The following is a 5,348-nucleotide window of genomic DNA, read 5'->3' on the forward strand; positions in this document are numbered from 1 at the left end:
TCGGTTCTGGAAACTTTAAATATTAAATGCTCACAAGAAATATAGGTAAGTTCGCAAGAAATTACCTGTCAGTATTTTGAGAGAGCGATGCCCTTCGGGGTAGCCAGAAATGGCACAAAACAGAGATTAAACTAAAGAGTTTGATCCTGGCTCAGATTGAACGCTGGCGGCATGCCTTACACATGCAAGTCGAACGGCAGCATAGGAGCTTGCTCCTGATGGCGAGTGGCGAACGGGTGAGTAATATATCGGAACGTGCCCTAGAGTGGGGGATAACTAGTCGAAAGACTAGCTAATACCGCATACGATCTACGGATGAAAGTGGGGGATCGCAAGACCTCATGCTCCTGGAGCGGCCGATATCTGATTAGCTAGTTGGTGGGGTAAAAGCCTACCAAGGCGACGATCAGTAGCTGGTCTGAGAGGACGACCAGCCACACTGGGACTGAGACACGGCCCAGACTCCTACGGGAGGCAGCAGTGGGGAATTTTGGACAATGGGGGCAACCCTGATCCAGCAATGCCGCGTGAGTGAAGAAGGCCTTCGGGTTGTAAAGCTCTTTTGTCAGGGAAGAAACGGTAGTGGCTAATATCTATTACTAATGACGGTACCTGAAGAATAAGCACCGGCTAACTACGTGCCAGCAGCCGCGGTAATACGTAGGGTGCAAGCGTTAATCGGAATTACTGGGCGTAAAGCGTGCGCAGGCGGTTGTGTAAGTCAGATGTGAAATCCCCGGGCTCAACCTGGGAATTGCATTTGAGACTGCACGGCTAGAGTGTGTCAGAGGGGGGTAGAATTCCACGTGTAGCAGTGAAATGCGTAGATATGTGGAGGAATACCGATGGCGAAGGCAGCCCCCTGGGATAACACTGACGCTCATGCACGAAAGCGTGGGGAGCAAACAGGATTAGATACCCTGGTAGTCCACGCCCTAAACGATGTCTACTAGTTGTCGGGTCTTAATTGACTTGGTAACGCAGCTAACGCGTGAAGTAGACCGCCTGGGGAGTACGGTCGCAAGATTAAAACTCAAAGGAATTGACGGGGACCCGCACAAGCGGTGGATGATGTGGATTAATTCGATGCAACGCGAAAAACCTTACCTACCCTTGACATGGATGGAATCCTGAAGAGATTTGGGAGTGCTCGAAAGAGAACCATCACACAGGTGCTGCATGGCTGTCGTCAGCTCGTGTCGTGAGATGTTGGGTTAAGTCCCGCAACGAGCGCAACCCTTGTCATTAGTTGCTACGAAAGGGCACTCTAATGAGACTGCCGGTGACAAACCGGAGGAAGGTGGGGATGACGTCAAGTCCTCATGGCCCTTATGGGTAGGGCTTCACACGTCATACAATGGTACATACAGAGGGCCGCCAACCCGCGAGGGGGAGCTAATCCCAGAAAGTGTATCGTAGTCCGGATTGGAGTCTGCAACTCGACTCCATGAAGTTGGAATCGCTAGTAATCGCGGATCAGCATGTCGCGGTGAATACGTTCCCGGGTCTTGTACACACCGCCCGTCACACCATGGGAGCGGGTTTTACCAGAAGTGGGTAGCCTAACCGCAAGGAGGGCGCTCACCACGGTAGGATTCGTGACTGGGGTGAAGTCGTAACAAGGTAGCCGTATCGGAAGGTGCGGCTGGATCACCTCCTTTCTAGAGTGCGCACGAAGTTAAGCGTCCACACTTATCGGCTGTAAATCAAGAACAGTTATTTGGTGAAGCGCGGTCCATGACACAACGTCATCGACTGGCTACTGATACTGATCCAAGCGGGTCTGTAGCTCAGCTGGTTAGAGCACCGTGTTGATAACGCGGGGGTCGTTGGTTCGAGCCCAACCAGACCCACCAAGGTTTCGGGGGTTTAGCTCAGCTGGGAGAGCACCTGCTTTGCAAGCAGGGGGTCGTCGGTTCGATCCCGTCAACCTCCACCAAGAAATGTCAAACCTAAGTCAGCGTGTATGACGTAGCGATTTAGGTTTGATCTTTTACGATCAATGGCTGTTTTTGTTCTTTAACAATCTGGAAGAAGTAAAGATTCATTTAAACGATCGCCAGGACTTCGGTTCTTGCGAAAGTAAAAATGGGTGTGATTGTATCAATCAAAGTATTACGAAGTGATCTTAGCAATTAGAAGACTTACTTTGGAATACGGCAAACGCTAAAACTCAACGCTTCATATAACGCTCTTGCAAAAGAGGCTAACGTTATAGGAACAAGCGAATAAGTGCACATGGTGGATGCCTTGGCGATTACAGGCGATGAAGGACGTAGTAGCTTGCGATAAGCTGCGGGGAGCTGGCAAACAAGCTTTGATCCGCAGATTTCCGAATGGGGAAACCCGGCCGTAAGGTCATCGTTATCTGAATACATAGGGTAACGAAGCGAACGTGGCGAACTGAAACATCTAAGTAGCTACAGGAAAAGAAATCAACCGAGATTCCCAAAGTAGTGGCGAGCGAAATGGGATCAGCCTGCAAGATTTAGCATCAACGATAGTAGAACGGAATGGAAAGTCCGGCCATAGTGGGTGATAGCCCCGTATGCGAAATCGATGGTGTGGAACTAGGCTTGCGACAAGTAGGGCGGGACACGTGAAATCCTGTCTGAACATGGGGGGACCATCCTCCAAGGCTAAATACTCGTAATCGACCGATAGTGAACCAGTACCGTGAGGGAAAGGCGAAAAGAACCCCGGAAGGGGAGTGAAATAGATCCTGAAACCGTGTGCATACAAACAGTAGGAGCCTCGAAAGGGGTGACTGCGTACCTTTTGTATAATGGGTCAGCGACTTACATTCAGTGGCAAGCTTAACCGAATAGGGAAGGCGTAGAGAAATCGAGTCCGAATAGGGCGTTCAGTCGCTGGGTGTAGACCCGAAACCAAGTGATCTATCCATGGCCAGGTTGAAGGTGCGGTAACACGCACTGGAGGACCGAACCCACTAATGTTGAAAAATTAGGGGATGAGCTGTGGATAGGGGTGAAAGGCTAAACAAACTTGGAAATAGCTGGTTCTCTCCGAAAACTATTTAGGTAGTGCCTCAAGTATCACCATCGGGGGTAGAGCACTGTTATGGCTAGGGGGTCATCGCGACTTACCAAACCATTGCAAACTCCGAATACCGATGAGTGCGAGCTTGGGAGACAGACGCCGGGTGCTAACGTCCGACGTCAAGAGGGAAACAACCCAGACCGCCAGCTAAGGTCCCAAAGATTGGCTAAGTGGAAAACGAAGTGGGAAGGCTAAAACAGTCAGGAGGTTGGCTTAGAAGCAGCCATCCTTTAAAGAAAGCGTAATAGCTCACTGATCGAGTCGTCCTGCGCGGAAGATGTAACGGGGCTAAGCCAGTCACCGAAGCTGCGGATATCCGTAAGGATATGGTAGGAGAGCGTTCTGTAAGCCTGTGAAGGTGTCTTGTAAAGGATGCTGGAGGTATCAGAAGTGCGAATGCTGACATGAGTAGCGATAATGCGGGTGAAAAGCCCGCACGCCGTAAGCCCAAGGTTTCCTGTTCAACGTTCATCGGAGCAGGGTGAGTCGGCCCCTAAGGCGAGGCAGAGATGCGTAGCTGATGGGAAGCAGGTTAATATTCCTGCACCGTCGTTAGATGCGATGGGGGGACGGATCGCGGAAGGTTGTCCGGGTGTTGGATGTCCCGGTTTTTGCATCGAAGAAGGCTGTTAGGCAAATCCGGCAGCGTAATTCAAGGGTGTGAGACGAGCGAACTTGTTCGCGAAGCAATCGGAAGTGGTTCCAAGAAAAGCCTCTAAGCTTCAGTCTAACGAGACCGTACCGCAAACCGACACAGGTGGGCGAGATGAGTATTCTAAGGCGCTTGAGAGAACTCGGGAGAAGGAACTCGGCAAATTGGTACCGTAACTTCGGGATAAGGTACGCCCAAGTAGTTTGACTGGCCTGCGCCAGAAGGACAAAAGGGTTGCAATAAAATGGTGGCTGCGACTGTTTAATAAAAACACAGCACTCTGCAAACACGAAAGTGGACGTATAGGGTGTGACGCCTGCCCGGTGCTGGAAGATTAAATGATGGGGTGCAAGCTCTTGATTGAAGTCCCAGTAAACGGCGGCCGTAACTATAACGGTCCTAAGGTAGCGAAATTCCTTGTCGGGTAAGTTCCGACCTGCACGAATGGCGTAACGATGGCCACACTGTCTCCTCCCGAGACTCAGCGAAGTTGAAATGTTTGTGATGATGCAATCTACCCGCGGCTAGACGGAAAGACCCCATGAACCTTTACTGTAGCTTTGCATTGGACTTTGAACCAATCTGTGTAGGATAGGTGGGAGGCTTTGAAGTAGGGACGCTAGTTCCTATGGAGCCGACCTTGAAATACCACCCTGGTTTGTTTGAGGTTCTAACCTTGGTCCGTTATCCGGATCGGGGACAGTGCATGGTAGGCAGTTTGACTGGGGCGGTCTCCTCCCAAAGTGTAACGGAGGAGTTCGAAGGTACGCTAGGTACGGTCGGACATCGTGCTAATAGTGCAATGGCATAAGCGTGCTTAACTGCGAGACTGACAAGTCGAGCAGGTACGAAAGTAGGACATAGTGATCCGGTGGTTCTGTATGGAAGGGCCATCGCTCAACGGATAAAAGGTACTCTGGGGATAACAGGCTGATTCCTCCCAAGAGTTCATATCGACGGGGGAGTTTGGCACCTCGATGTCGGCTCATCACATCCTGGGGCTGTAGCCGGTCCCAAGGGTATGGCTGTTCGCCATTTAAAGTGGTACGTGAGCTGGGTTTAAAACGTCGTGAGACAGTTTGGTCCCTATCTGCCGTGGGCGTTGGAAGTTTGAAGGGGGCTGCTCCTAGTACGAGAGGACCGGAGTGGACGAACCTCTGGTGTATCGGTTGTCACGCCAGTGGCATTGCCGAGTAGCTAAGTTCGGAAGAGATAACCGCTGAAAGCATCTAAGCGGGAAACTCGCCTTGAGATGAGACTTCCCGGGAACTAGATTCCCCTAAAGGGTCGTTCGAGACCAGGACGTTGATAGGTCAGGTGTGGAAGCGCAGTAATGCGTTAAGCTAACTGATACTAATTGCCCGTGCGGCTTGTTCCTATAACATTAGCTCTGTTATAGACAAGTTGAGCATATATTGTGTTTGCCCTAGTGCATCACACCCAAGAATCTACTAAATACTTCTTCCAGTTTGGGTTAGTTGCTGCTCCATCGAGAGCAACTGACTTTACAAGTTATGCCTGATGACTATAGCAAGTTGGTACCACCCCTTCCCATCCCGAACAGGACCGTGAAACGACTTCGCGCCGATGATAGTGCTGCAACCAGTGTGAAAGTAGGTCATCGTCAGGCTTGTTA

The 5,348-nt window shown here is 50.7% G+C and carries 2 tRNA genes and 3 rRNA genes; all 5 read left to right on the plus strand.

Annotation, left to right across the window (positions count from 1 at the left end):
- Window positions 1-128: 128 nt before the first annotated feature.
- Window positions 129-1,661: ribosomal RNA gene (locus tag FYB76_RS26450) — 16S ribosomal RNA — on the plus strand.
- 118 nt (window positions 1,662-1,779) lie between these two features.
- Window positions 1,780-1,856, plus strand: a tRNA-Ile gene (locus FYB76_RS26455).
- Between the two features lie 7 nt (window positions 1,857-1,863).
- A tRNA-Ala gene (locus FYB76_RS26460) sits at window positions 1,864-1,939 on the plus strand.
- Window positions 1,940-2,218: 279 nt separating this feature from the next.
- Window positions 2,219-5,090 (plus strand): 23S ribosomal RNA (locus FYB76_RS26465).
- 139 nt (window positions 5,091-5,229) lie between these two features.
- A 5S ribosomal RNA gene (rrf, locus tag FYB76_RS26470) occupies window positions 5,230-5,342 on the plus strand.
- The 16S, 23S and 5S rRNA genes sit together here with 2 tRNA genes alongside, the layout of an rRNA operon.
- The last annotated feature ends 6 nt before the right edge of the window (window positions 5,343-5,348 follow it).

The organism is Herbaspirillum sp. CAH-3 (genome assembly GCF_009668275.1).
Classification (GTDB): Bacteria; Pseudomonadota; Gammaproteobacteria; order Burkholderiales; family Burkholderiaceae_D; genus Herbaspirillum; species Herbaspirillum aquaticum.